General features: G+C 66.4%; 20 protein-coding genes. 11 read left to right on the top strand and 9 right to left on the bottom strand.

The genetic code is table 11. The features are described 5' to 3' along the window. Nucleotides 1-51: 51 nt before the first annotated feature. The 3 genes from zwf to tkt form a co-directional block, all read right to left on the bottom strand. Nucleotides 52-1,608 (bottom strand): glucose-6-phosphate dehydrogenase, encoded by a 1,557-nt coding sequence (gene zwf / locus JDV75_RS04095; protein WP_248094966.1) that lies wholly within the window; start codon nucleotides 1,606-1,608, stop codon nucleotides 52-54. 90 nt (nucleotides 1,609-1,698) lie between these two features. After that, nucleotides 1,699-2,778: a transaldolase gene (gene tal / locus JDV75_RS04090; RefSeq protein WP_198737972.1), complete on the bottom strand. Its 1,080-nt coding sequence runs from the start codon at nucleotides 2,776-2,778 to the stop codon at nucleotides 1,699-1,701. A 175-nt stretch (nucleotides 2,779-2,953) separates the two neighbouring features. Continuing rightward, nucleotides 2,954-5,053 (bottom strand): transketolase, encoded by a 2,100-nt coding sequence (gene tkt, locus JDV75_RS04085; protein WP_198737971.1) that lies wholly within the window; start codon nucleotides 5,051-5,053, stop codon nucleotides 2,954-2,956. A gap of 463 nt (nucleotides 5,054-5,516) precedes the next feature. On the opposite strand from tkt, the gene JDV75_RS04080 reads away from it, so the two are divergent. Continuing rightward, nucleotides 5,517-6,449, top strand: a complete 933-nt coding sequence (locus JDV75_RS04080; protein ID WP_198737970.1) for a heme o synthase — start codon at nucleotides 5,517-5,519, stop codon at nucleotides 6,447-6,449. A gap of 44 nt (nucleotides 6,450-6,493) precedes the next feature. On the opposite strand, the gene JDV75_RS04075 is transcribed toward JDV75_RS04080, so the two are convergent. Genes JDV75_RS04075 through mptB form a run of 5 tightly spaced genes read right to left on the bottom strand, consistent with a single transcriptional unit; the run spans nucleotide 6,494 to nucleotide 12,078 of the window. After that, complete coding sequence (locus tag JDV75_RS04075; protein ID WP_198737969.1) at nucleotides 6,494-7,456, bottom strand: quinone oxidoreductase family protein; 963 nt, start codon at nucleotides 7,454-7,456, stop codon at nucleotides 6,494-6,496. 40 nt (nucleotides 7,457-7,496) lie between these two features. Further along, nucleotides 7,497-8,537 carry a COX15/CtaA family protein gene (locus JDV75_RS04070; RefSeq protein WP_418884377.1) on the bottom strand — a complete coding sequence of 347 codons (1,041 nt, stop codon included), beginning with the start codon at nucleotides 8,535-8,537 and terminating at the stop codon, nucleotides 7,497-7,499. Between the two features lie 51 nt (nucleotides 8,538-8,588). Further along, a complete protein-coding gene (locus JDV75_RS04065; protein WP_198737968.1) occupies nucleotides 8,589-9,395 on the bottom strand; it encodes an ABC transporter permease in 807 nt (268 codons plus the stop codon). Between the two features lie 2 nt (nucleotides 9,396-9,397). Continuing rightward, nucleotides 9,398-10,384: an ABC transporter ATP-binding protein gene (locus JDV75_RS04060; protein ID WP_418884376.1), complete on the bottom strand. Its 987-nt coding sequence runs from the start codon at nucleotides 10,382-10,384 to the stop codon at nucleotides 9,398-9,400. Beyond that, nucleotides 10,381-12,078 carry a polyprenol phosphomannose-dependent alpha 1,6 mannosyltransferase MptB gene (gene mptB, locus JDV75_RS04055; protein ID WP_198737967.1) on the bottom strand — a complete coding sequence of 566 codons (1,698 nt, stop codon included), beginning with the start codon at nucleotides 12,076-12,078 and terminating at the stop codon, nucleotides 10,381-10,383. Before mptB ends, JDV75_RS04060 begins: the two co-directional genes overlap by 4 nt. A 416-nt stretch (nucleotides 12,079-12,494) precedes the next feature. Between mptB and JDV75_RS04050 the strand changes: the two genes are divergently transcribed. The 10 genes from JDV75_RS04050 (at nucleotide 12,495) to JDV75_RS04005 (ending at nucleotide 23,816) form a co-directional block, all read left to right on the top strand. Next, a complete protein-coding gene (locus JDV75_RS04050) occupies nucleotides 12,495-13,244 on the top strand; it encodes a helix-turn-helix transcriptional regulator (RefSeq protein ID WP_198737966.1) in 750 nt (249 codons plus the stop codon). Next, nucleotides 13,245-14,690, top strand: a complete 1,446-nt coding sequence (gene sufB / locus JDV75_RS04045) for a Fe-S cluster assembly protein SufB (protein ID WP_198737965.1) — start codon at nucleotides 13,245-13,247, stop codon at nucleotides 14,688-14,690. 5 nt (nucleotides 14,691-14,695) lie between these two features. Next, a complete protein-coding gene (gene sufD, locus JDV75_RS04040) occupies nucleotides 14,696-15,880 on the top strand; it encodes a Fe-S cluster assembly protein SufD (RefSeq protein ID WP_198737964.1) in 1,185 nt (394 codons plus the stop codon). A gap of 72 nt (nucleotides 15,881-15,952) precedes the next feature. Then, on the top strand, nucleotides 15,953-16,708 hold the full coding sequence (gene sufC / locus JDV75_RS04035) for a Fe-S cluster assembly ATPase SufC (protein ID WP_198737963.1): 756 nt from the start codon (nucleotides 15,953-15,955) through the stop codon (nucleotides 16,706-16,708). After that, a complete protein-coding gene (locus JDV75_RS04030) occupies nucleotides 16,708-17,985 on the top strand; it encodes a cysteine desulfurase (RefSeq protein WP_198737962.1) in 1,278 nt (425 codons plus the stop codon). The genes sufC and JDV75_RS04030 overlap by 1 nt, the downstream gene beginning before the upstream one ends. After that, complete coding sequence (sufU, locus tag JDV75_RS04025; protein ID WP_198737961.1) at nucleotides 17,985-18,434, top strand: Fe-S cluster assembly sulfur transfer protein SufU; 450 nt, start codon at nucleotides 17,985-17,987, stop codon at nucleotides 18,432-18,434. The genes JDV75_RS04030 and sufU overlap by 1 nt, the downstream gene beginning before the upstream one ends. Next, nucleotides 18,431-18,859 (top strand): metal-sulfur cluster assembly factor, encoded by a 429-nt coding sequence (locus JDV75_RS04020; protein ID WP_198737960.1) that lies wholly within the window; start codon nucleotides 18,431-18,433, stop codon nucleotides 18,857-18,859. Before sufU ends, JDV75_RS04020 begins: the two co-directional genes overlap by 4 nt. Nucleotides 18,860-19,062: 203 nt before the next feature. Further along, entirely contained in the window at nucleotides 19,063-19,671 is a 609-nt protein-coding gene (locus JDV75_RS04015; protein WP_198737959.1) for a hypothetical protein, read from the top strand. Between the two features lie 44 nt (nucleotides 19,672-19,715). After that, entirely contained in the window at nucleotides 19,716-20,264 is a 549-nt protein-coding gene (locus JDV75_RS04010) for a hypothetical protein (protein ID WP_198737958.1), read from the top strand. A 774-nt stretch (nucleotides 20,265-21,038) separates the two neighbouring features. Beyond that, entirely contained in the window at nucleotides 21,039-23,816 is a 2,778-nt protein-coding gene (locus tag JDV75_RS04005; protein WP_232958164.1) for an exo-alpha-sialidase, read from the top strand. 225 nt (nucleotides 23,817-24,041) lie between these two features. Here JDV75_RS04005 and JDV75_RS04000 read toward each other — a convergent pair whose 3' ends face one another. After that, nucleotides 24,042-25,259 carry a lycopene cyclase family protein gene (locus tag JDV75_RS04000; RefSeq protein WP_198737956.1) on the bottom strand — a complete coding sequence of 406 codons (1,218 nt, stop codon included), beginning with the start codon at nucleotides 25,257-25,259 and terminating at the stop codon, nucleotides 24,042-24,044. Nucleotides 25,260-25,263: the final 4 nt, after the last annotated feature.

The raw sequence follows: 25,263 nt of genomic DNA, 5'->3' as shown, positions 1-25,263 counted from the left end.
GGGGCCTTTCAGACTGGAGCGGCGTGGGGGAGTCGGTGTCGGGAGGATGCGTCACGGGCGACGCCAGGTGCGGTCCTCCCGTGCCAGCATCCTCTCCGCGGACATCGGACCCCAGGTTCCCGCCTCGTAGTCCTCGGGGCGGCCACGCTGGGCCCAGTACTGGATGATCGGATCGAGGATCTGCCAGGACAACTCGACCTCTTCGTTCGTCGGGAACAGGCTCGACTCGTCGAGCAGGGCATCGAGGATGAGCCGTTCATAGGCTTCGGGCGACTCCTCGGTGAATGCCTCCGAGTAGGAGAAGTCCATGTTCACGTCGCGGACCTCCATGGTGGAGCCGGGGACCTTCGAACCGAACCGCATCAGCACACCCTCGTCCGGCTGGACACGAATGACCACGGCGTTCTGGCCGAGCGCCGATGTCATGACGTCCCCGAACGGCAGATGGGGAGCAGGCTTGAAGATCAGCGCGATCTCCGTGACCCGGCGACCGAGCCGCTTCCCCGTCCGGAGGTAGAACGGAACGCCCGCCCAACGACGTGAATTGATCTCCAGGGTGCAGGCGGCGTAGGTCTCGGTGTTGGAGTCGTCCGAGAATCCCTCCTCCTCCCGGAGACCCGGGACACGGGTCGACCCCTGCCAACCGGCCGTGTACTGCCCCCGCGCGGTGGTCTTGGCGAGCGGGTAGACCGGTGCGGTGGCCCGGAGAACCTTGATCTTCTCGGCCTGGAGTTCCGCCGGGGTGAAGCTCACGGGTTCCTCCATCGCAGTCAGCGCGAGGAGCTGCAGCAGGTGGTTCTGGATCACGTCGCGGGCGGCACCGATACCGTCGTAGTAGCCGGCGCGACCTCCTAGGCCGATGTCCTCGGCCATGGTGATCTGGACGTGATCGATGTAGTGGCTGTTCCAGAGGGGATCGAACAGCTGGTTCGCGAAACGGAGCGCCATGATGTTCTGGACCGTTTCCTTCCCCAGATAGTGGTCGATGCGGAACACGGAGTCCTCGGGGAACACGGCATTGACGATCCTGTTGAGTTCCCGCGCGGACTCCTGATCGTGGCCGAAGGGCTTTTCGATGATGACCCGCCGCCAGGAGTTGGCGGGGGCCTTGGCCATCCCGGACCGCTTCAGCTGGTGGCAGACGTCGGAGAAGTAGTCCGGCGGAACGGAGAGATAAAAGCCCCAGTTTCCCGCCGTCCCCCGGGTACGCTCGAGGTCCGCGAGCTTCTCACCGAGGGCGTCGAAGGCGTCGTCGTCGCGGAAGTTCCCGGTGACGAACTCCATCCCCTCCGCCAGTCGTTCCCAGACGCTGTCCCTGACCTCGGTACGTGCACCGGCCACCACGGCGTCGTGGACGTAGTTCTCGAAGTCCTTCTTCGACCACTCGCGACGCCCGTAGCCGACGAGAGCGAAACCCGCGGGTAGCAGGCCACGGTTCGCCAGATCGTAGATGGCGGGCAGCAGCTTCTTCCGGGCGAGGTCGCCCGTCACCCCGAAGATCACCATCCCGCACGGACCGGCGATACGCGGGAGTCGTTTGTCCTGGCTGTCGCGGAGGGGATTGAACCAGGGTGCGTTGTCGGGGAGACCGGTCAGGGTATTGCTCACGGTTGTGTATGCCTGCTTTGTCTTTGGTCGTGGTCCACACACCGGGCTACCGGGTCCGGTGGGTGGAGGGGAAGGTATGTCCGGGGATGGTCAGAGGCGCTGGCGCATCGACTCGAGGAGTTCGTTCCAGCTCTTCTCGAACTTCTCGACGCCCTCGCGTTCCAGGACCGCGAAGACATCGTCGAGATCGATCCCGACGGCCTCGAGGGCGGAGAGCACCTCGCGGGACTCGGCTGCGCGGTCCGTGAGGGTGTCGCCGTGCAGCCCTCCCTGTTCGAGGGTGGCGTCGATCGTGGGTTCGGGCATGGTGTTCACCGTCTGCGGCCCGGCCAGCTCGGTCACGTAGAGCGTGTCCGGGTAATCCGGGTTCTTCACACCGGTCGACGCCCACAGCGGCCGCTGGACCGTCGCGCCCGCGGGTAGCTCCGCATCGGCGAAGGAGGTGCGGAACAGCTCGTAGGCGAGCCGTGCGTTCGCGACCCCGGCTTTGCCGCGCAGTGCGAGGGCGGCGTCGGTCCCGATCTCCTCGAGCCGACGGTCGACCTCCACATCGAGACGGGACACGAAGAAGGACGCGACCGACTGGATTCCGGCGACATCGTGGCCGTTCTCCGCGGCCGCCCGGATACCGGCGATGTACGCCTCGATGACCTCGCGGTACCGGGCGCAGGAGAAGATGAGGGTGACATTCACGCTGATTCCCTCGGCGAGGGCTCGGGTGATCGCGGGAAGCGAGCCGGGGGTCGCCGGGATCTTGATGAGCAGGTTCGGGCGGTCGACCCTCTTCCACAGCTCCCGGGCCTGTTCGATGGTCGCCTCGGCATCATCTGAGATCCGGGGATCGACCTCGATGGAGACCCGTCCGTCGACACCTCCGGTGCGTTCGAACGTCTCGCGGAAGACGTCGCACGCGCGGCGGACATCGTCGACGGCCATGGCGTAGACGGCTGCGTCGGCGTCCGCACCCTCCGACTTCAGGACGGTGATCTGGTCGTCGTAGGCCGTGCCCGAGGTCATCGCGGTGGCGAAGATCGCCGGGTTGGTGGTCACGCCGACGATCGACTTCGTGGTCAGGAGTTCCTCCAGATTGCCGCTGTCGAGGCGGTCACGGGAGAGATCGTCGAGCCAGGTGGCGGTACCGATTTCGGCGAGTTCATCGATGTGGGTCATGTGGGCTCCTAGTGCAGGCTTGGGGAATCGGTCGTTCCCTCGTATCCGGAACACGAGGGTAGTCGGCTTTCTGCGCCGGTGCAGCGCCGTGGTCCACCCGACACAGTGCTCCGGGCCACCCCTCCGCCCGGATGCGGGGCGGGGTGGCCCGGAACGTGGGACGGGTGATCAGATGTCAGTGGGCGGCCGCGAGGGACTCCCGCGCCGCGGCGACGACTGCGGCTGTCGTGATGCCGAACTCCTCGAACAGCTTCTCGTACGGCGCGGACGCACCGAAGTGCTCCAGGGACACCGGGCGTCCTGCGGTACCGAGCCAGCGGTACCAGGGCATCGCGATGCCGGCCTCGACGGAGACGCGCGCGGTGACGGACGCCGGGAGGACGGACTCGATGTACTCGGCGTCCTGTTCCTCGAACCAGTCCATGCACGGGACGGAGACGACGCGGGCGGCGATGCCCTCCTTCTCGAGGGTCGTGGCCGCCTCGACGGCGAGCTGGACCTCGGAGCCGGAACCCATGAGGATAACGTCCGGGGTGGGCTTGGAACCCTCGACCAGGATGTAGGCGCCGCGCGCGACCCCCTCATCGGCCTTCTCCGCGGTCCCCTCGAGAACCGGGACATTCTGGCGGGTGAGAGCGAGGCCCTTCGGTCCCTCCCGGTAGAGCAGGGAGTGCTTCCAGGCCGCCGCGGTCTCGTTCGCGTCCGCGGGACGGAGCATCGAGAAGTTGGGGATGGCGCGGAGGCTGGCCAGCTGCTCGACGGGCTGATGGGTCGGGCCGTCCTCACCGAGACCGATGGAGTCGTGGGTCCAGACGTAGTAGGCGTCGGTGCCCATGAGCGCGGCGAGGCGCACGGCGGGGCGCATGTAATCGGAGAAGATCAGGAACGTGCCACCGTAGGGGCGGGTGCCGCCGTGCAGGGCGATGCCGTTCATGATCGAACCCATCGCATGCTCGCGGATACCGAAGTGGAGGTTCCGGCCGTACGGGTCCGTGGTCCACGTGTCGGTCGTGATGTGCTCGGGGCCGAAGGACGGTGCGCCCTTGATGACGGTGTTGTTGGAACCGGCGAGATCCGCGGAACCGCCCCAGAGCTCGGGCAGGGTGGCGCCGAGTGCCTGGAGAACGGCCTCCGAGGCCTTGCGGGTGGCCACGCCCTTGGCGTCCGGCTCCCAGGCCGGCAGGCCGTCGGCCCAGCCCTCCGGGAGTTCGCGGGCGGCGAGCCGGTCGAAGAGCTCCCTGCGCTCCGGGTTGGCTTGCGCCCAGGCGTCGAACCTCTCCGTCCACGCGGCGGTCTTCCGGGCGGCGCGGTCACCGAGGGAGCGGGTGTGGGCGAGAACCTCGTCGTCGATGTGGAAGGAGACCTCGGGGTCGAAGCCGAGAACCTTCTTGGTGGCGGCCACCTCGTCGTCGCCGAGTGCCGCGCCGTGGACCGCACCGGTGTTCATCATGTTCGGGGCCGGGTAGCCGATGATGGTGCGGACCCGGATGAAGGAGGGCCGGGAGGCGTCGGCCTTGGCCTCCGCGATCGCGGCCTCGAGCGCGGCGACGTCCTCGCCGGACTCGACCTCGAGGGTCTGCCAGCCGTATGCCGCGTACCGGGCGACCGTGTCCTCGGTGAAGGCGATCTGGGTGTCGTCCTCGATCGAGATGCGGTTGTCGTCCCAGAAGACGATGAGGTTTCCGAGCGCCTGGGTGCCCGCGAGGGAGCTCGCCTCGCTGGTAACACCCTCCTCGATGTCGCCGTCGGAGGCGATGCAGTAGATGAAGTGGTCGAACGGGGACTCGCCGGCGGGAGCCTCCGGATCGAACAGACCCCGTTCGCGGCGGGCCGCCATCGCCATGCCCACGGCGGAGGCGAGACCCTGGCCGAGGGGACCGGTGGTGATCTCCACACCGTCGGTGTGCCGGTACTCGGGGTGGCCCGGGGTCTTCGCGCCCCAGGTACGGAGAGACTCCAGGTCATTCATTTCCAGACCGAACCCACCGAGGAAGAGCTGGATGTACTGGGTAAGCGAGGAATGCCCGCAGGAGAGCACGAACCGGTCCCGGCCGGCCCAGGTCGGCTGAGCGGGATTGACGTCCATGGCGCGCTGGAACAGCGTGTAGGCGAGGGGGGCAAGGCTCATCGCGGTACCCGGGTGTCCGGAGCCGCAGTTCTGCACCGCGTCGGCGGCGAGGACCCGGGCCGTGTCGACGGCCCGGGTGTCGAGGTCGGTCCAGTCCTCCGGGTAGTTGCGGCGGGTGGATTCCTTCAGTTCATCAGACAGGGTCACGGTCTGGCTCCTCGTTTCGTTCGGTCGGCCAGGAACTGGCGCGTTCGTCAGCCGCGGGACGTACGCCACGCGGCGGTCAACGTCACCAGCTTAACGGCTCACCGGTGATCGTGTACCCACCGCCCGGACCCTGGTTTCGGGCGCCGGAGGGGCCTTGGGGGTGGCGTCCGGATTCTCGCGCACCGGCTGCGGTTCATCGGCACAGCTCAAGAAGGGGGAGTCGGGCGGAGCGGACTGGGAACCGGGGTCGAAGGCGGTTAAGATGAAGCGGGTGTGTACCCTCTACTTATCGTCGAGGGCGCGCCGCCATGTCAGTGGCACGTTAGTTTTCCTGTTTTCCGCCCCCGTGTGGTCCGTTTCCGGAAATCACCGCGGGGAGGATCCGGTGGGCCCCCGATGGCACACCCCCTGAAGCCCGTGATCCACTGGCGCTTCGACCCGACATCTGCTGGAGGAATGGTCCTTGGAGACGATTAAGGCGTACCTTGCGCTGACGAAACCAAGAGTCATCGAGCTGCTTCTGGTCGCCACCATCCCAGCGATGCTCCAGGCCGACCGCGGGGAGAACCACGTCGGGCTGATTCTTCTCACCGTCATCGGCGGCTGGATGGGTGCCGCCGCGGCAAACACCTTCAACATGATCGCGGACAGTGACATCGACAAGGTGATGAAACGCACGGAACGACGGCCGCTGGCGAAGATGGTCGTGACGAACCGGAATGCGACGGTGTTCGCGTGGACACTCACCGTGATCAGTTTCCTCTGGCTGTGGCTTCTGTGCCGCTCGTTGCTCGCCGCCCTGTTCGTCATGGCCACCATCGCCTTCTACATCTTCGTCTACACCAAATGGCTGAAGCGCCGTACCCCGCAGAATGTCGTCTGGGGTGGGGCGGCCGGGTGTATGCCGGTGGTCGTCGGGTGGGCGGTGATCACCGACAATCTTCCCCAGGGAGTGCCGCACCAGTGGTGGCAGGCCATCGTCCTGTTCCTCATCATCTTCTTCTGGACACCGCCGCACACGTGGGCGCTCGCCATGCGGTACAAGGAGGACTACCGGGCGGCCGGGGTCCCGATGATGCCCGTCGTCCGGACCGAGGCGCAGGTGACATGCCAGATAGTGCTCTACACGTGGGCGACCGTAGTCACGACGTTCCTGCTCATCCCCGCCGCGGGATTCATCTACGCGGCTGTCGCCGTCGCGGCGGGGGCCTGGTTCATCATCATGTCCCACCTGTTGCACCGGGGAGTGCTGCGCGGGGCGGAGGTCAAGCCACTGAAGCTGTTCATCCTGTCGAACAACTACCTGGCGGCGGTGTTCGTCGCGCTCTCGCTCGACGCATTCTTCGGCCTGGAGACCGTGGGACAAATGCTGGGAATCACCACGACATTCTTCTGACCGCCGTCACGGACGGTACCCCGTCCTGTTCCCGCCGCGGCTCGTCACGAAACTTCGAGGACGATCGAACCGGTCGTCGCCCTGGACTCCAGTTCCCGGTGCGCGACCGCGGCCTCGGCGAGCGGATGGACTGAACCGACCCGGACATTCAGCCGGCCCTCGACGATCGCCTGGGTGACGGCCTGTGCCCGCATGACGAACTCGCCCTCCCGCGCGGTCCAGGCACCGATCGAGGGGCGTGTTAGGAAGATTGACCCGTGGGTGTTGAGCAGCTGGGGGTCGATCGGTTCGACCGGTCCGGAGGCCGCACCGAACAGACACACCGTGCCGCGCGGGCGCACCGCACGCAGCGACTGGTGGAAGGTGGACCTGCCCACCCCGTCGTAGACGACGTCGACGCCGTTCCCTCCGTTCGCGTGGCGCACCTGGTCGGCGAGGCCGTCAGTGTAACGGAACACCTCGGCCGCACCGGCCCGTCGGGCGAGCTCCTCCTTCTCGTCGGTGGAGACGACCGAATAGACGGTCGCACCGCGGGCCGCAGCCATCTGTGTGGCGAGCAGCCCGACGCCGCCGGCGCCGGCCGTGAGGAGGCAGGTGTCGCCGTCGCGCAGTGAGTAGACGCCGTCGGTGAGGTAGTGGGCCGTGATTCCCTGCAGGAGCATGGAGGCCGCGGTGTGGGGATCTATTCCGCGGGGGACGGCGACGAGCCGGTCGCGCGGGACAACCGCGTACTCCGCGTAGGATCCGAAGGCGTCGCACCAGGCCACCAGGGTTCCCTCGACGATCTCGCCGCGGGGATCCTCGACAACCCGGCCGGTTCCCTCGAGCCCGGGGATGAACGGGAGCTCGGCGTTGTAGACGCCCCCCCGGTAGTAGGTGTCGATGTAGTTGACCCCGGCGACGTCGACCGCCACCAGAACCTGGTTCTCGTTGGGGGTGGGGCGGGGAACGTCGGCTGGTTCCAGTACCTCGGGACCGCCGTGACTGGATATCCGGATAGCTCGCATGGGTCAATCTTAACGTGACTGCCCACCCGGCCGCCCGGGATCAGGCCGTGCGGGCCCCGGCATCCCGTCCCGAGATACGTTCCCTGCGCAGGCGGTCGCCGTCCCGGGAGCCGGTGGTCCCCACATCTCCTCCGATTCTGTCGCGGCCGTAGGCGAAGAGCACACCGGTGAACGCGACCACGGTACCGGAGAGGGTGACGTGGACCGGGACGGTCCATCTCGGGACACCGAAGTTGAACTGGATGATGCCGATCGCCGCCTGCAGGATGATGAACGCGATGAGGATCCACCCGATGCGTCTGGCCCGGAGAGCGGCACCGACGGTGACCAGAGCGATGACGAGACCCACGGTCAGTCCGAGATACAGGTACATGAAGTGGGCGTGGATGTTGGCGATGCGGGCGAGATCGATGTCCAGTCGACCCTCCATGCCGACACCGGAGTCGCCGGAGTGGACGCCGGCGCCGGTGACCATGGTTCCCGTGCCGAGGACGACCGCCAGGGTCGCCGCGGAGAGGAACGCCAGGTGACGGAGCGGTCGGGGATAGGTTTCCTTCGGGGTCCCGTCATCGGGTTCGGCGATCCGGACCCACAGGATCGCCGCGAGCCAGACGAGGAGCATCGAGGGCAGGAAGTGCATGGCCACCGACCACCACCGCAGCTCCAGGTGGACGGAGATTCCGCCGAGGATCGCCTGAACGATTACGCCGATGCCCTGGATGAAGGCCTGAATGATGACTTCCCGGCGGCGGGCCGCCCGCACCACCGCGATGAACACGAGTAGCGCCGCGGCGGCGACCACGAAGGTCAGGAGACGGTTGCCCCACTCGATCGCCTGGTGCACCCACGGGGCTGCACCCGCCACGGGAACGAGCGATCCCGGCTGGCAGTTTGGCCAGGTGACACACCCGAGGCCGGAACCGGTCACACGGACAATCGATCCGGTGACCGTGATGCCCGCCTGACAGACGAGCAGGATCATCGCCAACCGGCGTTGAATCCGGACCTCGGGACCGTTCACGAGGGATCGGAACCACTGGCGGGGGTGGGTGAACAGGGACGGGGCTGGGCTGGTTCTCACGCCCCTGATCCTATCCTGCCGTCACGACCGCCCCGGGAAGGGACCTACGGGTCAGGCGGTGAACTTGAACACCCTGACGGTCACCGCTCCGGAGATGACGGCCCAGACGGCGAGCACGAGAAGCTCCACGGCGGGGAAACCACCGGCCAGAGCTCCGGTCAACCCCTGGGTCAGAGCCACCGACGGAATGATGACGGTCCAGTCGGCCCAGTCACCGATGCCGTCGGCCCGGATCTGTATGTAGGACGCCGTCCCGATCAACAGGAACCAGACCAGGTTCGCCAGCGCGAGGACGATCTCGGAACTCAACGTCCCGCCCATGAGGAGGCCGAGGGCGGTGAATGCGGCGATTCCGACGATAAGGGTGAGGATCGCAACCGGAAGCGTGAGCGGATCAGGGCGCCATCCGAGGACGAGTGCGGTCCCGCTGAGCAGGATCGTCTGCACCGCGGACACGGCGAGCACACCGAACACCTTGCCCGCGATGATGACCCACCGCGGTACGCCTGAGGCACCTATCCGCTTCAACGCACCGTATCTCCGGTCGAACGCGACGGCGATGGCCTGGCCCGTGAACCCGGCCGATACCGCGGAGATGGCGAGCGTGAGGGGCAGGACGACCTCCACCGGATCCTCGACGTCGAGTAGCGGCAGCAGGGACAGTGCGATGAGTGATCCGAGCGGGATCACAAGGCTTAGCAGCTGCTGTTCACCGTGCCGGAGGAACAGCCTGGCCTCGATCACGGCCTGAGCCAGGAGCATGCGGGCGGCACCGGCCTGCCGTGGATCGGGAGTGAAGGTCCCCGGCGCGAAGCGGGGTTCGCCGCCGGTACGGGTGTCGGGATGCTCGGGGATCATCGTCAGCTCCTCATTTCGCGGCCGGTGATGTCGAGGAAGACATCCTCCAGACTCCGGTGGTCGATACCCAGTTCGCGGATGAGCACATCCTGCTCCGCGGCGGCTGCCGCGATGGCGGCGATGAGATCCGGCGTCGGTCGTGCCTGGATGCGGTAGGACAGGGGGCGTGTCGCGGTGAGGGTGGCGTCGCCGTGGTTCCCGGCGGAAACCAGGGAGGTGTGGAAGCGGGTTGTGTCGAGTTGCGCCGAGGTGTCGACGCGGATCTGCGCCGCCCCGGCACCGGTCAGTGCGGTGAGCTCGGTCGGGCTCCCCTCCGCGACCTTGACACCGTGGTCGATGATCACCACCCGGTCCGCCAACGCCTCCGCCTCGTCCATGAGGTGGGTGGTGAGGACGACGGTGACTCCGTCGCGCCGCAGGGAATTGATCAGTTCCCATACGGCGAGCCGGGACTGGGTGTCCATGCCCGCGGTCGGCTCGTCGAGGAAGATGAGCTCGGGTCGGCCGACGAGGGCGCACGCCAGGGAGAGGCGTTGCTGCTGTCCTCCGGAGAGTCGGCGGTAGGAGGTCCGGGCGTGCCGCGAGAGACCGACGAGATCGAGCAGCCAGCTCGGATCCAGGGGGTGGGCACTGTAGGAGGCGGTCAGGTCGAGCATCTCGCCCACCCGGATGCCCGGGTACGCGCCGCCGCCCTGGAGCATCACACCGATCCTGCGCCGTACGGCGTCGGCGTCGGTGGCGGGATCGAGCCCGAGGACCCGGATGAGTCCTGAGGAAGGATCGGCGAACCCCTCGCACATCTCGATCGTGGTCGTCTTCCCGGCCCCGTTCGGACCGAGGAGGGCGAGCACGGTTCCGCGCTCAACCCGCAGATCCAGGTGATCGACGGCACAGACGTCGCCGAAGTACCGCGTGAGTCCGCGGGTCTCCAGCGCAGTATCTGTGGCGGTGCCATGGTGCCGCCGTCGCGCTCGGTCTGTCTCAGTCACGACGGCCAGTCTATGACACGCGGTCGCCAACGTCGTACAACCCACCACAGCAGGGCCAACACGGCGATCGTGGACAGGGCCGTGGACAGGTAGATGCCGGCCACCGTCCCGGGTGGAAGAGGCAGTCCGCGCGGCAGGACGAAGAAGCAGACCACGGCTGAATACGCCGTCGCGGAGACCCGGAACAGCGGGCGGTTCGCCCACGCGGCGAGCGGCATGATCGCCCACAGCATGTACCAGGGCTGGACGACGGGGAAGAGCAGCACCAGAACGAACGTGGAAATCCCCAGCCCGCCCACGGGATGGATCGTCCCCCGGTAGACACCGATGAGCATACGGAGCATGAATGCTCCGGCGACGGCTACGCCGACCCCACGGGTGACGGTCAGCATGGCGGCGGTCTGGTCGCCGAGTCCGGCGAGCATCCCGATGCCTCCCGCGATCACGCCGAGGGCAGTGGTCGCCGACATCCAGGACCGTACCGCGACCGCTCCGCCCTGGCCGGACACCCAGCCGAGACCGATTCCGGTCGCCGCGGTGAGAACCGCCACCGAGGCGACCATGATCGTCGCCTGGAATACCCCGGAGAAAAAGACGGAGAGTACCGGGTGCCACCCCCGCGAACTGAGCGCGCGCGCCACCGCCATCCCGGTGAATCCGAGCGCGGTGAATCCGGTGATCTTGACCATCCCGCCCCCGGAGATAAGGACCGCGGAGAGCACGAGCAACACCCACCCCGCCGTCCGGGCCGATGGCGCGGCAGCTAAGAGGCCGTCGACGCCGCGGAGCCCAACCTCCATGCCGACGAGCAGCAGGCCGAGCAGCACCGATTCATTGTGGATTCCGCCGACGAGATGGAGCATCGTCAGCGGGTTGAGCAGGCCGAGCCAGAGGGCCGCCTGCACGCTGACGCCGCAACGGGACGCGAGGCGGCTCAACGCCCACCCGGCGGCGGTTATGCCCAGCACCGCCACGAGCCGATGGAGGTAGACGCCGACGAACACCGATTCACCGGCCACCTGATAGATCAGCGCCGATATGCCGCTGGCGACCGGTCCGTACGGGGACGGGGAATGGGACCAGATCAGCGGTACGGAACGGGCTAGCGGGTTGCCGGAACCGAGGAGGTCGACCGGTCCGGCGCTGTAGGGGTCGAGTCCCCTGGCGGTGATGGCCCCCTGGGCCAGATAGGAGTAGATGTCCTGGGTGAACATGGGGGCACTGAGAGCGATGGGGGTCATCCACACGATGAAGGTGCGGTAGAGCTGCCCGGTGTGGACCCTGACCTGACGTTTCCGCTCGTGGAGGACGCTCGCCCCGACGTAGGGGGCCATCAGCACCCAGGACACCACGATGAGGGCGACCCCGGTCAGCGCGACGGTAGACGATGTCTGCAGCATGCGTTGCATGATGGATCCGCCGGGAAAGGTCCGGTACACGTTGTCGGTGACCGGTAGCGCACCGGCACCGAGTGCCCCGAAACTCAGCATCAGCGCACCGACGGTGCCCAATAGACGGAGCAGAGCGAACCGGAGGGGCAGTGCCGCGGTTCCGGGTACGGGGCGTCGAAGGTCCGGGTCACCGCTTCCGGGCTGGTGGAGGGACGCAGACCTCGAGCCGGCCGTTCCCAGCCGGGGGAGTTCACCGGTGAGGGCGCGGAAGAACACCGTTCGGCGCGAGGTGGCATCTGACACAACGGCATTCTAACCGGGTGTGGCGTGATCCGCGTTCCGCGGGCCGCCTCCCGGAGATGTGGCCCGCGGCGAGGGGGTGGTCGACATGACGGTGCATCACCCCCGTGGCATATTGTCCGGCCGCTCGGCGAGGGGCGGGGAGCCCGGAGTTGAACGGTGGTCAACCGGCGGACCGTCGAGCGTTCCGATCACCGGCGGGTACAGCGGAGATCCACCGGATCCGGCATCCATCTTCACCGGTTGGACAACGGGAATGAATTACGGAACACTTGTGTTGTCTAATGATGACCGGTGGGTCGGACCCGCCGTAGACAGACGTATCCCGGCTGTCCGCTCCCCGCTTTCCCCGGTACCGGTGGAGGAGGGGCGGCATCCCGGGAAGCACCCGGATTGAACAACGGACGAGAGAGCAGGAGGTGACAACGGTGACGACAGCACGACAGGATCAGGCCGAGTCCCGGCCCACCTGCTCCCCGGCGGATTCGTTCCGTCCCCAGGACGGAGACACCCGGCGTGCGATTCTCCGGACGCTGCTCGAGCGGGCCCCGGTGAGCGCCTCGGACATCGGGGCCCATCTCGGGTTCTCGGCGGCGGGTGTGCGTCGGCATCTGGACATTCTGGTCGACGATGAACTGGTCGAGGTCACCCGCCCCGTCGGTCGTGGCCGCGGACGTGGGCGGCCGGCGAAGGCCTTCCGCCTCACCGACCGGGGCCGCGCGACGTTCGGCCACGACTACGACTCCCTCGCCACTTCCGCTCTGCAGGCTCTGCGGGAGACAGGCGGCGAGGAAGCCGTCCGGGCGTTCGCCCGGAGGCGCATCTCGACGATCGTCGACGGGATAGCACCCGCCGACGACGAGGAGTCCGTCCCCGCGACAGCCCGCGCGGTTGCGGACGCATTCTCCGCTCACGGCTACGCCGCCACGGTGCACCATGCCGGCGGAGGCGTGCAGATCTGCCAGCACCACTGTCCGATCTCCCAGGTCGCCTCGGAGTTCCCCGAACTCTGTGAGGCGGAGCATGAGGCGATCGCCAGATTGCTCGGGAATCATGTGCAACCCCTGGCGTCCATCGCCGAGGGACACGGCATCTGCACGACCAACGTTCCGGCCGGGCAGCTCACATTGACCCCCATACCCCACACTCCTGATGAAAGGAGAGGCTAAATGACCCAGGCCCAGGAAAAGCCGGTTGTCGACGCCCCCCGCACCGATGAGGAGATCATCGACTCAATCGGCGCGTACAACTACGGTTGGCACGACACGGACGTCGCAGGCGCGGCAGCGAAGCGCGGTCTCAGCCCCGAGGTCGTCGCGGACATCTCCGGCAAGAAGAACGAGCCCGAATGGATGCTGAAGAACCGGCAGAAGGCACTCGACATCTTCGAGCGTAAGCCGATGCCGACCTGGGGAGCCGACCTCTCCGGAATCGACTTCGACAACATCAAGTACTTCGTGCGTTCCACGGAGAAGCAGGCCACCACGTGGGACGAGCTTCCGGCGGACATCAAGGACACCTACGACAAGCTGGGTATTCCGGAGGCGGAGAAGCAGCGCCTCGTCGCCGGCGTCGCAGCCCAGTACGAGTCCGAGGTCGTCTACCACCAGATCCGCGAGGATCTGGAGGCGCAGGGCGTCATCTTCCTCGACACCGACACCGCCCTCCGCGAGCACGAGGACCTTTTCCGCGAGTACTTCGGTACCGTCATCCCCGCGGGCGACAACAAGTTCGCGGCCCTGAATACCGCGGTCTGGTCCGGAGGGTCGTTCATCTACGTCCCCAAGGGTGTCCACGTCGACATCCCCCTGCAGGCCTACTTCCGCATCAACACCGAGAACATGGGCCAGTTCGAGCGGACGCTCATCATCGTCGACGAGGACGCTTACGTCCACTACGTCGAGGGTTGCACCGCGCCGATCTACAAGTCGGACTCCCTGCACTCCGCGGTCGTGGAGATCATCGTGAAGAAGGGCGGCCGCTGCCGCTACACGACGATCCAGAACTGGTCGAACAACGTCTACAACCTCGTCACGAAGCGCACCAAGTGTGAAGAGGGTGCGACGATGGAGTGGGTCGACGGCAACATCGGCTCGAAGGTCACGATGAAGTACCCGGCCGTGTGGATGACCGGACCCCACGCAAAGGGTGAGGTGCTCTCCGTGGCTTTCGCCGGCGAGGGCCAGTTCCAGGACACCGGCGCGAAGATGGTCCACATGGCGCCGTACACGTCCTCCAACATCGTGAGCAAGTCCGTCGCCAGGTCGGGCGGCCGCGCGGCTTATCGTGGGCTCGTCCAGATCAACGCCAACGCGCACCACTCGACCTCGAACGTCGAGTGTGACGCCCTCCTGGTGGACAACATCTCGAGGTCGGACACCTACCCGTACAACGACATCCGGAACGACCACGTCTCCCTCGGCCACGAGGCCACGGTCTCGCAGGTTTCCGAGGACCAGCTCTTCTACCTGATGAGCCGGGGTGTCGCCGAAGACGAGGCCATGGCGATGATCGTGCGCGGCTTCGTCGAGCCGATCGCGAAGGAACTCCCGATGGAGTACGCGCTCGAACTCAACCGCCTGATTGAACTGCAGATGGAAGGATCGGTGGGTTAAACCCGATGACCGAGACAAAAGTGGAACGTGTCAAGAACGCCACCTACCACGACACCAAGGGTGACCTGTTCACCTCCTTCAACGTCGACGACTTCGACGTTCCTCGGGGCCGGGACGAGGTCTGGCGCTTCACTCCTCTGCGTCGGCTGAGGGGCCTGCACGACGGCACCTTCCCCGAGGCGACGACCCCGGACGTCTCCGTTGACGTTCCCGAGTCGGCATCGGGTGTCACGGTCGAGAAGGTGACCCGCGATGACGAACGGATCGGTACCGCCGGTGCTCCCGTCGACCGCGTCGGGGCCCAGGCGTGGACCGCCATGGAGGAGGCCACCCTCGTCACCTTCGCCAGGAACTCCTCGAACACCGACCCGGTCACCGTCACGGTCACCGGCAGGGGAGCCGACGTCACATCCTTCACCGACGTCAGCATCGTCGTGGAGGACGGCGCCGAGGCCATCGTCAACATCCGCTACACCGGCGACGGCACCCACTCCGACAATCACGAGTACATCGTCGGCGACAACGCCCGGCTGACGGTCGTCGTCCACGTCGACTGGGACGATACCGCGGTCCATCTCGGCAATCAGCGGGCGAAGCTGGGCCGGGACGCGGTGCTCCGCCACAACGTCGCCTGCTTCGGTGGCGGCGTCGTACGCCTCATCCCGAGCGTCAAGTTCACCGCACCCGGCGGAGACGCCGAACTCCTCGGTGTGTACTTCGCCGACGACGGGCAGTTCTTCGAGCAGCGTCTGCTCGTCGACCACGCCGAGCCGAACTGCCGCTCCAACGTCCTCTACAAGGGTGCCCTGCAGGCGGATCCGTCCTCGGACCTGCCGGACGCCCGGACCGCCTGGGTCGGCGACGTGCTGATCCGCGCCAACGCGCAGGGGACCGACACCTACGAGACGAACCGGAACCTGGTGCTCACAGAGGGCGCGAGAGCCGACGCGGTTCCCAACCTCGAGATCGAGACCGGCGAGATCGTCGGTGCCGGCCACGCGGCGACGGTCGGTCGCTTCGACGATGATCAGCTGTTCTACCTGCTGTCCCGCGGCATCGACCCGAACCAGGCCCGTCGACTGATCGTCCGGGGCTTCTTCTCCGAGGTCATCGGCCGGATCCCCGTCAAGGCCGTCCGTGATCAGCTCGAGGAGCAGATCGCCGAGGAGCTCGAGGGCACGCGCCTCTGACCACCTCTCGGGTACGTGTGACACACGTTCTCCTCCACCGCAACACACTCACAGCCCAAGAAAGAACCGATAATGAGCACTCTTGAAATCAAGAACCTCTCGGCGCAGGTAGCCGCCACCGATGAACACAGCGAACCCAAGCAGATCCTCAAGGGCGTCAACCTGACCATCAGGTCCGGTGAGACCCACGCCATCATGGGCCCCAACGGCTCCGGCAAATCCACCCTGTCCTACACCATCGCCGGACATCCCAAGTACGAGGTCACCGGTGGTGAGGTTCTCCTCGACGGGGAGAACCTCCTCGACATGGATGTCGACGAGCGCGCCCGCGCCGGACTCTTCCTCGCCATGCAGTACCCCGTCGAGGTCCCCGGTGTCTCCATGGCGAACTTCCTGCGCACCGCAGCCACCGCTGTCCGGGGAGAGGCCCCGAAGCTCCGGGACTGGATCAAGGAGGTCCGCGGTGCACAGGAGGAGCTCGCCATCGACCGTGCCTTCTCCGAACGCAGCGTCAACGAGGGCTTCTCCGGTGGCGAGAAGAAGCGGCACGAGATCCTCCAGCTCGGTCTCCTCCGCCCGAAGTTCGCCATCCTCGACGAGACGGACTCCGGTCTCGACGTCGACGCCCTGCGCGTCGTCAGTGAAGGAATCAACCGCTACCGCGACCGCAATGATGGTGGTGTCCTGCTGATCACGCACTACAAGCGGATCCTCAACTACGTCAAGCCCGACCACGTCCACGTCTTCGCGGCGGGCCGGATCGTCACCTCCGGTGGCCCGGAGCTGGCCGATGAGCTTGAGGCCCACGGCTACGACCGCTTCCTCTGATGACGGGAGGAACCCCGATGTACCGCAATCCCGACGGCAGCCTGGATGTGCGGGCGATCCGTGCAGAGTTCCCGATCCTGGATCGGACCGGCCGGGACGGTTCGACCGTCGCCTACCTCGACTCCGGTGCGACGTCACAACGCCCTGAGCGAGTGTGGCGTGCGGAGGAGCGGTTCGTGCTCGGTACGAATGCCCCGGTCCACCGGGGTGCGTACCTGCTCGCCGAAGAGGCCACTGACGCATACGAATCCGCCCGTGACCGGATCGCATCGTTCGTCGGTGCCGAAGATTCGGAGATCGTGTTCACGAAGAACGCCACCGAGGCACTCAATCTCGTGGCGCACGTCCTCGGCGACGATCGCGCCGGAGACCTCTCGGTCGGGGCCGGCGACACCGTCGTGCTCACCGAGCTGGAACACCACGCGAACCTCGTTCCATGGCAGGAACTCTGCCGGCGGACCGGCGCAACGCTGAAGTGGTACGGAATGACCACCGACGGTCGCATCGATCTCGATTCCCTCGAACTCGATGAGACGGTCAAGGTTGTCGCCTTCACCCACCAGTCCAACGTGACCGGAGCTGTGTCGGACGTCGCCGAGGTTGTCCGGCGCGCCCGGTCGGTCGGTGCCCTCACCGTGCTCGACGCGTGCCAGTCGGTACCCCACCAGACGGTGGACCTCCACGCCATGGGAGTCGACTTCGCCGCGTTCTCGGGCCACAAGATGTGCGGTCCCACGGGTGTGGGTGTCTTCTACGGCAGAGCACGGATCCTCAAGCTCCTGCCGCCTTTCCTCACAGGTGGTTCGATGATCGAGAAGGTCACCATGGAAGGGTCCACCTACACCGCACCGCCGCAGCGTTTCGAGGCGGGTACGCAGATGAACAGCCAGGTCGTCGGTCTCGGAGCGGCCGTGGACTTCCTCACCGGGGTCGGGATGGACGCCATCGCCGCCCACGAGGAGAAGCTCACCGCCCGGGCACTGTCGGCGCTCGGTGAGATCCCCGGCCTCCGGATCATCGGTCCCACGACGACGGAGAACCGGGGCGGCGCCGTCAGCTTCGTGGTGGACGGAATTCACCCGCACGATCTGGGCCAGGTCCTCGACGATGGTTCGGTTGCCATCCGGGTCGGGCACCACTGTGCCTGGCCCGCCCACCGTGCCGGCGGTGTCCAGGCCACGGCACGTGCATCCTTCTACCTGTACAACACGCCCGATGAGGTCGACCGGCTGGTCGCCGGTGTCCACCGGGCCCGAGAGTTCTTCGGGGTCAACTGATGAGACTTGAACAGATGTACCAGGAGGTCATCCTGGACCACTACAGACATCCGCAGCACAAGGGACTCCGGGATCCGTTCGATTCCGAGGTGCACCACGTCAACACGTCCTGCGGCGACGAACTCACACTCCGGGTCCATCTCTCGGAGGACGGATCTACGGTCGAGGACGTGTCCTACGATGCCGTCGGTTGTTCCATCAGCCAGGCGTCCACCTCCGTGATGGCCGAGGAGACCGTCGGCGCGAAGGTCGAGGACGCGATGAAGAGTGTCACCGCCTTCGAGACCATGATCACCTCCCGCGGTACCGAGGAGGGGGACGGTGACCTGATCGGTGACGGCGTCGCCTTCGCCGGAGTCTCGAAGTATCCGGCCCGAGTCAAATGCGCCCTGCTCGGGTGGAAGGCATTCCAGGCCGCGACCGCTGAAGCACTGAAGGAGAAGAAATGACCGACGAGACCCGGAATCCCGGCACGGCCCCGTCCGATGGCGCGGGTCTTCCCCCGGACCGTTCCGACGAGAAGATAGAGCGCGTCCGCCCGGAACAGTCCGAGACGGATCTCGCGAAAGCGAGTGACGTCGAGGAATACATGCGTGACGTGATCGACCCCGAGCTCGGCATCAACGTCGTCGATCTCGGTCTGGTCTACGACATCTGGATCGAGAACGGTGACGAGGCGGTCGTTCAGATGACGCTGACCTCCCCGGCGTGCCCGTTGACGGACATCCTGGAGGAACAGGCGGAGACGGCCGTCGTCGGCTCCGGCACCGCCAGCAAACTCGACCTCGAGTGGGTCTGGCGTCCGCCGTGGGGACCGCACATGATCACGGAGGACGGCCGCGAGCAACTCCGGGCGCTCGGCTTCTCGGTCTGAGAGGATGATGTTCGCCCCTTAACGGAGGTAACACCGTTCCCAACCGGGTGGTGTACAGGTTTAAACCGGGCAGCGGTGTGACGGGCAATTGATTCGTGGCGGTGGAAACGCGCCGTGGTCCCAACCCCGGTGGCAGATCTGCTTTCGTGTTTGTCGTCTGACGGTTAGTGTTGGTTCCACAATCTCCCACAGTCAGGAATCACATGAGACACAGGATCAGACGAACCTGCACCGCAGCTGTCACCGCTCTGGCGTCCGCGACGCTCCTCTCCACGGGAATCCCGTTCGCCGCCGCGGCTCCGGCCGAAACGACGACTTCTACTGTGGCCCCGGCCGACACCGCAAAACGGACCGTCGCCCGGGAGCTCACCCTTGAGTCCACCCCGGTCAGCGACGTCGAGAACAACGCGCGCAGGTACCGTATCAAGGCGCGTCTGACGTCCGCGGACCCCGGGACGGGCCACGGTATCGTCGGACAGGTCGTGACCTTCTCCGTCAACGGTCCAGCCTCCGAGTACACGGTCGACGTTGTGACGGACGCGAAGGGAACAGCGACCATCTACCACGTGGTGACCTTCGAGGACGGTCAGGCTCTGGAATCCGGGGTCCAGGTCACCACGACCGTCGACTCCCACTACGAAGACCACGCGATCTACTCGGCCGCCGAAGCCAAGTTGGTCGTGGAGCTGACCGGTAACCCGGACCAATCCGGGCCCTCGGGATCTTCCGTGAACTCCATCACCGACATGATCACCAACTTCTTCGAGTCGATCCTCGACTTCTTCACCGGCATCTTCGGGGCGAAACCGTGATCGCCCGGAGGATTCGATCAGCACCGGACAGCCGTGGAACGCGGTTGCGGGCTCGCTCCGGTGCCGGGCTCGCCGTGGCGGCGGCCGTCCTCGTCGTCATCGGCGCGGGTACCGGAGTGTCCGCCGCTACTCCGGCGCCGCCCACGGCGACAGGCGAGTGCGTCCCCGGTGCGGCTGCCCTCTGCGATATGCCGCACCCCGTTGATCCCATCTACGTTCCGCGTTCACTCGAACTGTCTGTGACCCCAGAGGGGCCATTCAACTCGAGGATGCGTGTTACAGCGGTGGTGGAGTACGGACCGAAGGCCCCCTTCCGGGCGGAGGGGGAGACGGTGACCTTCACCATCGACGGCGAGACCTACACCGCGGTGGTCGGGGCGGATGATTCGGCCTCGGTGGTGTTTCATCCGCTGCCAGAAGGAGGTCTCATCGTCGCTGATCTGCCGATGAGCTACGAGAGCGAAGGCCTGATCATCAAAGGCGACGCCCACTCGGAGCTGGAGTACACCGCTCCGGAGAACCCGGGCATCGGCAGCATCGGAGGATTCCTCGGTTGGCTGCTGAACCTGCTCCGTGGGATCTTCGGCCTCTGAGTCAACGAGAAACAGGGACGGGGCCTCCGAACGGGTAGGTCCCTGTCCTGGCGGACCTTCCCGCGAGGTACCTCTGCCACCCGCCCCGCATGCCGGGGCGGGTTATCCGTGTCCGGACAGGATTTGAAACCGGCACCCACCGGTCTGCGACCGATGTGACGCGGCCACTCGTCACCGCATTGCCGCCGGGATCAATCCGGAGACCAGTTCGCCGCCCGAGCGCGATCGACCACCGGGGTGACCGGTGAAAGGGGAGTGCGCTCATCCGGGAGCCGGTTGACGTTAATCACCGCTTTTCCTCATTCGCGGACTACTTGGCCCGTCCGCTCGCTGATTGGCGCAGTACGTGACCTGCGAGCAGGAGAAATCCGATCTAAGCGGACCTCCCCAGGTGTCTTTCCCACGGGGTCTCCGAATCCACCCGGCGATCTGTTTCGACGTTTACGTCCCGCCGACCTCAACCTCCCGGTCCCCGGCTGTGATCGGGGCAGCGGCACTCACTGATTGACACCGAAACACAGGAGCATCGGGTGCGGAGAGTCTGTAACGGGTGCCCCCGTGCCGGTCATCATCCTCGGGTATCGACAATTCCCAGCTAATTTCGGGAAACTCACATAGGCTTGGTGGGGACTAACGTTTCCACGTTGTCCATGGTCATGGCGTCCCAACCGGTACCCGGAGCGGTAAGCTCCCTCCGCCGCGGAACATCCGACCAGAGCAGAACACCCGACGAGCTGAGATTTACCGGGAGGAAAGAAAATGAACGGGACAACAATGAGACGTACCACAACGGGGGTGATCGCCACGTTGGCTCTCGCAATCGGGACGCTGGTGTCGCCGTCGGGCGGTGCAGCCCAGGCGACACCACCGGGTGGGACCATGGGTTTCGACGTCGACCACGATCTCGGTGCAGATCCGTTCTTCACCGACGAGGTCCTCGCCACCGGCGGTGAGAACGGCTTCGACTGCTACCGGATACCTTCCCTCGGGGTCGCGGGTGACGGCACCGTACTCGCGTCATGGGATGGACGGCCGGGGACCTGCGGAGACGCCCCCCAGCCCAACTCGATCGTCCTACGGCGGTCAACCGACAACGGAGTTACGTGGACCTCGCAGGAGGAACTCGCGGCAGGCAGGAGGGATGATCCGGTCCACGGCTACTCGGATCCTTCCGTGCTGGTGGACTGGTACACGGGAGACATCTTCAACTTCCACGTCAAGAGCTACGACGTCGGCATCCGGAATTCGGAGATCGGTACGGACCCGGATGCCCGGAACGTACTGCACGCCGCCTACGCGAAGAGTGCGGACAACGGAGAAACCTGGGAAACCGGAACCGTGATCACCGACCAGATCACCGGTGACGCCCCGTGGCGGGGCCGTTTCGCCACTTCAGGAAACGGGATACAGCTCCAGTACGGGGAACACGCGGGGCGCCTCGTCCAGCCGGCGATGGTGGTCACCGAAAGCGGTGAGTTCCGGGCGGTGACCTGGTTGTCCGACGACCACGGAGAGAGCTGGTTCCCGAGTCGGGCATTCGGGACCGGAATGGACGAGAACAAGATCGTCGAGCTCTCGGACGGGCGGCTGATGAACAACTCGCGGTCGTCGGACAGGTCCGTTCTCATGCGCAAGATCAGCTACAGCTACGACGGAGGCGAGACGTGGACGGAGCCGGTACCGGATCCCCGGTTGCCCGACCCACGGAACAACGCCTCGCTGATCCGTCTCTTCCCGAACGCCCCCGAGGGTTCCGCTGAAGCGAAGGTCCTCCTGTTCAGCAACACGGCATCGACATCCGGACGTTCGAACGGCACGATCCGGCTGAGTTGCGACGAGGGGGAGTCCTGGCCGGTGTCCCGCCAGTTCCGTGCCGACAATCTCCAGTACACCTCGATGGCGACGCTGCCGGATGGTTCGATCGGGCTCCTGTTCGAGGAACACAACCAGGGCAATTCAAACAACATCCACTTCTCCCGCTTCAACCTGCCCTGGCTCGGCGCATCCTGCCTGGATGCCCGGGTTGAGCCGGTGACGATCGGGCCCGGTCAGACCGTCACGGTCACCGCTACCGTCGCCAATCCGCTCGGAGATGAAATCGTCGATCTACCCCTCCGTGTCACGCTGCCCGAGGGGTGGACCGCCGATGCCGGATCCGTGAGTGTCCCGGCGGGCGGGGAAACCGAGGTCTCCTTCGCTGTCACGGCACCGTTGAATGCCGTCAGCGGTCAGGTCGAAGGGCATCTGCACGTCGACGCCCCGGGCTCACTGAGCAAGCGGGACTCCTTCCGCATCGAGGTGGTGAACGGTCACGTCCCCGGCCCCGGTGATGTGACGATCACCCCGACCGTGACCAACGCCGGAGAGTCCTTCAGCGTCGGTGACGAAATCAGGTACAACTTCCACGTCGTGAATCCCACGTCCACTCCCGTCGGCATCCTGCCCAGTGGTGAACTCGAGTCCTTCGATCCGGCGACGACCTCGGGCAAGAACTGCCGGTGGAACAACTTCGCCGGCGACACCACCGCCGACTGCCCCTTCGCCTATCACACGGTGACCACCGAGGACCTGGACCGGGGCTTCTATGCACCGACCGTCTCGTGGCGGATCGGCAGGCCCAACCACACCGGCGATCCCTACACCACGATCACCCAGACACTGCCGCGCGTCGAGTTCGGTGAGCCGCCGACGCCGGCCGTCGCGGAGGTGTTTCTGGCGCCGATCAACCCGGTCCAGTCCGATGCCGGGGACATCGATGTCACGGCTGACGTCACGGTCGCGATGCGTCCCAGCGACACTCAACTGCCTCCCGGTGCACAGGTCGTCCTCTACGTGGACGGCACCAGGGTCGCAGTTGCCCCGGTCACCGCTGGGGGCACCGCCACGGTGCCCTTCACCCTGGGCCCGGTCGCAGCCGGTGGGCAGGAGTCCGTACACAGGCTCCGCGCCCGACTCGTGTTGCCGCAGGATGCTGACCCGGCCCTCACGGTGGGGGCTGACGCCCGGGGCTCGGTAACGGTACTTCCCGCCGATCGGGTCATCGAGGAACGGACGCTTTCGCTGGGCGAGATCCCCGACATCATTTCGGACGGGCAGCCCCGTGAGCTTCCCCTCACCGCACGTCTGACCGGACCCGACGGCGTCGTTCGGGGCACGGAGGTCACCTTCACCGCCGAAGGGGCGGCCGTGGGGAAGGCGATCACCAGCTCGGAGGGCCTCGCCGTCGTCGCGTACACGGTGTCGCCTGTGGCCGAAGGCGGGCAACCCCGCACCGTCACGGTCGCCGCCTCCGTCCCGGCTGTCACAGGGACTGCGACCGAGTCCCCGGCCGTCGTCTCGGAGATCTCCTTCCGGGTACTTCCGCCGGAGGCGCCCGGTCCCTCACCGGAGCAGGAAGCGGAGCAGCTGGCGGCGGCGTACCCGGTCCTCGCGATCATCGCTTCGATCGGTTCGGTCCTCGCCTCGATCGCACGGGCGGTAGGCCTGCTGGGCATATTCCCGGGCCTCCGGGATCTCGGCGACATCCGGTGGTGGGACCGGCTGGTGCACTAGAGAATCCCGGGTTGCACCGGTCCACCGTGTCGGGCGACACGGACCCCGGAGCCCCGCGTCGCCGCCGGAATACCCGCATCCGGTGGAGGTGCGGCTGCCCGATGAGCCCACGGAAAGTCCCGCAGCCGCGTCGCGTTGCTCCTTCTGCCGCGAACCGGGTGCTCTACTGTCCCGTAGGCAGCGGCTCGGCGGGACTGTGGTGTGCCACGTCCCGGTTTCCGGAACTCAGCCGCGGAGGATGCCCTGCAGGATCCGCAGTCGCATCGCCTGGTCTGACGCCCGGAAGACCGCGACCATGCCGCGAATCGTCCCCAAGGGGGTACCCGTCTCGAGAAAGGCCCGCTGTACCCCTGGATCCTGACTGAACAGCGCGTCCATGAAGCGCGGGAACTCGTCGATGTCAAGCCCCCGGAGGACTTTCTGTCCGAGGTCCTTGAGCATTCTGTCGAGCTTCATCGAAGGCCGGTTCCACGGTAGAGTCCGTGCTCGGGCGCCGCCCAGGACCGGGGCGAGGGCGTCCAGGGTCGGTTCAACGAGCTGCAGACTCGTCGCCACCGAGTATCCCGAGATCGGGCTGATCAACCCCGCGCGTGCACCGAATGCCACGGTTCCGCCGTTGTGCCCGGTCGACGGTTTCCCCATCGGTATCAGGACCCGTTCCTCCCGGAGAATGTCCCGTTGTGCGGGTGCGAGAACGCCGAGTCTGCGTTTCAGTGAACGCTCCAGGTCCTGCCACGGTACCGGGCGATCAGCGACCAGGATAGTTTCCTCGTAGAGCATTCCGTCGCGTACCGGCAGCTGGTAGAGGAACGTCGGGTACCGACGGCATCCACCGTGCTGACGGAGGTCCATCCACACCGCGGCGTCATCGGTGAGCGGAACGGCAACGACGATGCCGTACGCCTGCTGCACCGGTCGTGGACCGGTACAGGGAACGCCTCTCGCGTCGACGACCAGCGGAGCACGGTACCGCCGTGTCCCGACGGTGACCGAGTTCGCCCGGATGTTTTCGCCAGGGCCAACGACGACCGGGAAGGTGGCGAGACTGCTCCGGAGAGCGTCGTTGTCCAGTATCAGGTACTCGCGTCCGAGACCGCGTGTGCCGTGGGTCCCGATCACCGCGGAGCTGCTGGACGTCTGTACCGGTAACGGATCCAGCCAACCGGGCGCTTCGTCACGGAAGATGCCGTAGGTGTGTGGCCACCGTCGCCCGGGATCCACCCCGAGCACGCGCCAGCCCCGGGTCTGCGCGCGGTGGGCGAGTGCCATGCCCGCGGGGCCGAGGCCGACGACGATCAGGTCGATAGGTCCGGGCAACGGGCCGGAACCCGCCGGAGCCGCTGACCCGGGATCTGGAACGGGCATCATCGGGTTCACCGTCGACGCCTCCTCCCCGGTTGCCGTGGACTCCGGAGAACGGGGTTCCGGGAGCCACTGATACACTGTC

Origin of the sequence: Corynebacterium meridianum, assembly GCF_016342265.1 — a bacterium.
Taxonomy (GTDB): domain Bacteria; phylum Actinomycetota; class Actinomycetes; order Mycobacteriales; family Mycobacteriaceae; genus Corynebacterium; species Corynebacterium meridianum.
This window is presented reverse-complemented; position numbering and strand designations above follow the sequence as displayed.